The sequence below is a fragment of the Nostoc sp. 'Peltigera membranacea cyanobiont' 213 genome, from assembly GCF_002245975.1.
Lineage (GTDB): Bacteria > Cyanobacteriota > Cyanobacteriia > Cyanobacteriales > Nostocaceae > Nostoc.
In genome coordinates this window covers 1-5,401 of sequence record NZ_NOLI01000250.1, presented here as the reverse complement: position 1 = coordinate 5,401, position 5,401 = coordinate 1, and the positions used below count along the sequence as shown (strand labels likewise).

Below are 5,401 nucleotides of genomic sequence, written 5' to 3'. Positions count from 1 at the left end.
GCTAAGAAACTTGTTAAATAATTCCCCCTCATCCCCCTCATCCCCATCTCCTCTCTCCACTTCTGTTGTCTAAGACATAGAATGGAAAGGCTGTATTAAAATAACAATCTGGAGATAGTTGCTATGTCTCGTCGCTGTGAACTAACTGGTAAGAAGGCAAATAACGCCTTTGCTGTTTCCCACTCCCACCGCCGTACAAAACGCCTTCAGCACGCCAATCTGCAAAACAAGCGTATTTGGTGGGCAGGCGGAAATCGCTGGGTAAAATTAAAGCTTTCTACTAAAGCAATTAAAACCCTAGAAATTAAAGGGTTAGACGCAATGGCAAAAGAAGCTGGTATTAACCTCAATCATTACTAAGTAGTCTGGATTTCATAACCTGAGACTATGTACGGGATACAGGATAAGCGGCTTTGGCCGCTGTTCATCCTGGTTCCCTACCAAAACAGGACTGAAATTAGACGGTTCAGTACCCAAAATTAATTACGAATTACGAATTACGAATTACGAATTATTTTATCTGCGTTTGTATCCAAAGACGAAAAGCTTTGAGCGTTGAATTTCTGCCTGCTGTTGTACTTTGCTTGAGATATTGGGGAATCGCCTCAAGTAGGTTAAATCTAGGAAAATTTAGGCTTTGCTGAGACTCTATATAATGCTCATCTTGCAGAACATTAATTTGGAGCTTTCCTTTATTAAAACGCCAAAGTTCAGGTACTTTTAAAGCTTCATAAATATTAGGATGAGTGCGAGAAGTAATATCAACTTCTAGAACTAAATCTGGAGGAGGATCTACTGTTAAATCTAGTCGCTTCTTGCCGCGAATCTTAGATTCATTTTTGATATAGAAACACTGATCGGGTTCTATACCTTGAGCCATTGCTTGATTTTTGAAAGTCGTAGAACCAAGACATCTAAACTCAATATCTAATTCTTCCAAAAGCGCTTTGACTAAATCGCTAATAATTTCTTTGTCGTCTTCATGTTCTGGCAGTGGTGCCATAATCTCCAATATTCCCCTGTCATAAGCAATCCGTGCTGCACGATGTTCCCCTAAATCCTCTAGAATTGTTTCTAATTCCTGCCAGGTTACATCTCGCAATAACACTCTTTGTCCTGGTGGAACATGGATGCGCTTTAATTCCAACAACATCATCTCCACTCCCAGTAGCTTATACCTAAATTTAGCTTACTCTAGTTGATTAATGCGATGCGACAATTTTTGCTGCTATATCACTGCTTAAAGAAAAAACCTCTGGGGATTCCAGAGGTTTTGGTTCCTGATTTAGTTTCTACTGGTTACTACAATTTGTCCTCAGTCATTTCCCGATAAAGAAGCAAATTATTTGATTTGACTAGAGATGCGATAAATCAGACGCGATAAATCGCGTCTCTACAAATTGGTTGCGATCGCAATTTATAATTAATTCTTCGCCTGTGGTGGCGAACCAGGAATCGTTACATCTATTGGTGTCACCTTTGCTGCTAGCTGCGTCAATGGCGGTTGAATGGCGGCTTGATTCCCGACTACTAGAGTTACAATCTTTTCTGGCTTGAGATATTCTCGTGCTACCCGTTGCACATCAGCAGCTGTGGTGGCGGCGACGGCTTTTTGATAGCGAAAGAGAAAATCAGCCGGATAGCCGTAATATTCGTATCGCATCAACCTTGATAAGGTTTGGCTGGGATCTTGAAAGTTGAATACAAAGGAGTTGAGTGTAGATTCTTTCGCAAAAGCCAGTTCTTTTGCTGTCACTCTTTGAGTTTGGGTACGCTTGATTTCAGTTTGTAAGGCTTTGACAAACTGCACAGTAGCATCCGATCGCGTTTGTCCACCAGCGATAAACATCCCAGGATAATCGTAGCGGGGACTCCACTGGCCATATACAGAGTAAGCTAAACCTTGGCGCGATCGCACTTCATTAAATAAGCGTCCACCAAATCCATTTAACACTCCATTCAATACATCCAGCGCGGCATAATCGGGACTGTCAAACCGTCCGCCTAAATGGCCGATAAGCACGCTACTTTGGGTTAGTTGTGGCTGATTGACAAAAAACACCCCACCTGTATTAGCTGGCGAAACCGATGGTAATTTCGGTTTTGCAATACCTGGGTTGCGGTTCCAATCGCCAAACTTAGCTTGAATCAGCGATCGCATTTTCTTAGAGTCAAAATCTCCCACAATCCCCAAAATTATATTATTGGGGTGGAAATATTGCTGATAAAAGTTGACCAAATCCTCACGCTCAACCTTATCCACCGTTGCATACTCTATGGTGCGAGCATAAGGACTATCTTTCCCATAGATCAATTTCTTAAATTCTCGACTAGCAATGCCATCTGGATTGTCATTACGACGGGCAATGCCACCTTTGGCTTGTGTCTTAGCCAAGTCTAGCTTTTCTTGAGCGAATACTGGCGATCGCAGCACCTCGGCAAATAGCCCAAACACTGTTTCTAAATCTTCACTCAATGCATCAAAGCTAGCACCACCAGAACCTTCACCAATACTAGCTTCAACAGATGCCGCTCGTTGTTCCAACATCTCATTGAGTTCATCAGCCGAATGCTGCTTAGTTCCCCCAGTTCGCATCACGCCACCTGTAAAACCAGCTAAACCAACCTTCTCCATTGGTTCCAAGCGATTCCCTGTTCGCACAAACGCCGTCCCATTCACCAACGGCAATTCATGATCCTCCATCAAATAGACAACCAAGCCATTTTGGAGAACAAACCGCTCATATTTCGGTATCTTAATCTCAGGTAGCGCTGGTAGCTGCAACTCAGTATAATGCTTTGCCTCAGCCGTAGCCGCCAGAGAAAAATTACAACTTAAAAGCAAACACGCAAAAACAGCAACCAAAGCATAAATTAACCCCTTCCCATTTTTGATTTTCAACACCATCCGCCTTTTACTCTTCACCTTGTACCTCTGCATATCTCTCTTCCTTAGCGCCCTTTGCGCCCTTCGCGGTTCGTTTCTCTTATCCTTCCTTCGACAACAACTTTCCAATCGTGCGATTCCCCGGCGTAAAAGTCTCCTTCGCCACTCGCGCAATATCAGCCGTCGTTACCGCCGAAATGTCATCCAACTGCTTAAACAAATTCCGCCAAGAGCCAGTTTTCACCTCATATTCCAATAATTGTTGAGCCATCCCCATATTGGAATCGAGGGTACGCAACAAACCCGCCCTTGCTTGGGTTTTCACCCGTTCCAAATCAACCGCCGCTACAGGTTCAGTTTTTAATTTGTCAATCTCTTGACGCAAAGCCACCGCCACTTCATCAACTGTATGACCAGGAGCCGTGAGAGCATAGAAAAAGATCAAGTTTGGATATTTATCTCCAGGAAATCCACTGTAACCTTGAGCATTTAACGCCAAACGCTGCTTTTCTACCAAAGACTTATATAGCCGCGACGTGCGCCCATCACTTAATAAACTGCCAATGATTTCATAGACTGCATTATCTGGATGAGTAATTGCCGGACGATGATAACCTTCTAAATACCAAGGTTGAGAAGGTAGTTGTACAGTAACTTCCCGTGTTTGTTTTTGTGGCGGTTCCACTGGGATTTGTTCAACAGCTTTCGTTTTTGCTTTATAGCGGCCAAAATAAGTTTGCGCGAGTTTTTTCACCTGAGTCGGGTTAACATCTCCGACAATTGCGATCGCTAAATTACTTGGTACATAGTGAGTATCAAAGAAATTTTGGACATCATCTGGTGTCAGATTGCGGATATCTTGGTCATAACCAATTACCGGACGCTTGTAAGGATGGACTTTATAAGCAGTATCGATAAACTTTTCCACCATTTGTCCAATGGGAGAATTCTCCACCCGCAGCCGTCGTTCTTCTAAAATTACATCTTTCTCTTTATAAAACTCACGACGAATTACCGGATCGAGAAATCGTTCCGACTCCAACGACATCCAAAGTTCCAGCTTGTTGGCAGGAAAGCTATAAAAATAACGAGTAGCTTCGGTTGAAGTATTGGCATTTAAACCTACACCTCCCGCTTGTTCGACAATTTGTCCCAATTCGTTTTGCTTGACAAGCTTACCTGCTTGTGATTCTACTTCCTTGAACTCAGTTTCTAATCGCGCAGCTTCATCTTTTTTGCCTTCGGCTTTCGCTGCTTTAATTTGAGTATCTAACTGCTGCAATTTCTCTAGCAGTGGTTTTTCTGCTTTGTAGTCTTGTGTGCCAATGCGCGTTGTACCTTTGAATGCCAAATGTTCCAGAAAGTGAGCTACACCAGTTTTACCATCTTGCTCATCCACACCACCGACATTTGCGTAGGTAAGAAAAGAAACTACAGGCGCTTGATGTCGTTCCAAGACAAGGAATTTTAGACCATTGTCAAGACGAAACTCCGTTAACTGTTTAATGACTCGATCCAGATAAGGTTGGATCGAACTTTGAACTGGTGGAGTTTGAGTTTTGGTTTCTTGAGGAGGTGCTGTTTGAGTTTGAGCTAGAGCAATTTCTGGTAGTAATCCCCACCAGAAGACGAGCAAAGCCAACAAAGTGACAAACAACCGCCGTAATAAATCCAAAATTGACCGACCGATCTGGTTCATAAGCAAAAATTAGGATAAAGTTACACTACCTGAGAAACAGGATACTGAGCAAAAAGACCTTAATGTTGTATTAAGCTTGTTGAGCTTTTTTACTTGACGTTAGACAATAATGCTACAAATCGTGTTCCGCAAATATCACCATAACTTTTATGCGAGTTTTTAATTCTTCCCCACCCTCAGAGGCTCAGACGCGCACCCGGATTTTACAGGCTGCACAACGGTTGTTTGCCTCTCAAGGATTTGATGGTACTACCACCCGTGATTTAGCGCAGGCGGCAGGTGTAGCTGAAGGCACATTATTTCGTCATTTTCCCAATAAAAAAGCAATTTTAGTAGAAGTAGCCACAAGTGGCTGGGTAGAAATTCTGACAGATTTGCTGACAGAATTAAGTGAAATGGGCAGTTATAAAGCCGTAGCTCAAGTGATGCGTCGCCGGATGTGGAACTTTCAAAAAAATGCCGATTTGATGCGCGTTTGTTTTATGGAGGTGCAGTTTCACCCCGATTTACGCGATCGCATTCAATTAGAAGTGATTACCAAAATGACTGATGTCGGCGAAGCATTCTTTCAAACAGCGATGGATAAAGGCATCTATCGCCAAACGGACGCAAAGCTAGTTGCGAAAGTTTTCTTAGGAATGTTTGCGATCGCAGGTTTTTCTAACAACACCATCATCGAACCTGACGCTTCCCCTCAACAAATGCAGGAAATGGCCGAAGGACTCGCTGATATCTTCCTCAATGGTGTTTTAGTTAAGGATTAGGGACTGCTTACTAGGTACTGGGTAATGGGTAGTTTCCCCAATCCCCAATCC

5 protein-coding genes are annotated in these 5,401 nt (G+C 43.0%); 2 read left to right on the top strand and 3 right to left on the bottom strand.

The window, feature by feature from the left end; genetic code table 11:
• Positions 1–123: 123 nt before the first annotated feature.
• Positions 124–360: a 50S ribosomal protein L28 gene (gene rpmB, locus CDG77_RS33190; protein WP_094333426.1), complete on the top strand. Its 237-nt coding sequence runs from the start codon at positions 124–126 to the stop codon at positions 358–360.
• A gap of 151 nt (positions 361–511) precedes the next feature.
• On the opposite strand, the gene CDG77_RS33185 is transcribed toward rpmB, so the two are convergent.
• The 3 genes from CDG77_RS33185 to CDG77_RS33175 form a co-directional block, all read right to left on the bottom strand.
• Positions 512–1,153, bottom strand: a complete 642-nt coding sequence (locus CDG77_RS33185; protein ID WP_094333425.1) for a Uma2 family endonuclease — start codon at positions 1,151–1,153, stop codon at positions 512–514.
• A gap of 270 nt (positions 1,154–1,423) precedes the next feature.
• Positions 1,424–2,908: a M16 family metallopeptidase gene (locus tag CDG77_RS33180; RefSeq protein ID WP_190234138.1), complete on the bottom strand. Its 1,485-nt coding sequence runs from the start codon at positions 2,906–2,908 to the stop codon at positions 1,424–1,426.
• Positions 2,909–2,987: 79 nt separating this feature from the next.
• Positions 2,988–4,586 carry a M16 family metallopeptidase gene (locus CDG77_RS33175; protein WP_094333423.1) on the bottom strand — a complete coding sequence of 533 codons (1,599 nt, stop codon included), beginning with the start codon at positions 4,584–4,586 and terminating at the stop codon, positions 2,988–2,990.
• 149 nt (positions 4,587–4,735) lie between these two features.
• On the opposite strand from CDG77_RS33175, the gene CDG77_RS33170 reads away from it, so the two are divergent.
• Complete coding sequence (locus tag CDG77_RS33170) at positions 4,736–5,350, top strand: TetR/AcrR family transcriptional regulator (RefSeq protein ID WP_094333422.1); 615 nt, start codon at positions 4,736–4,738, stop codon at positions 5,348–5,350.
• The last annotated feature ends 51 nt before the right edge of the window (positions 5,351–5,401 follow it).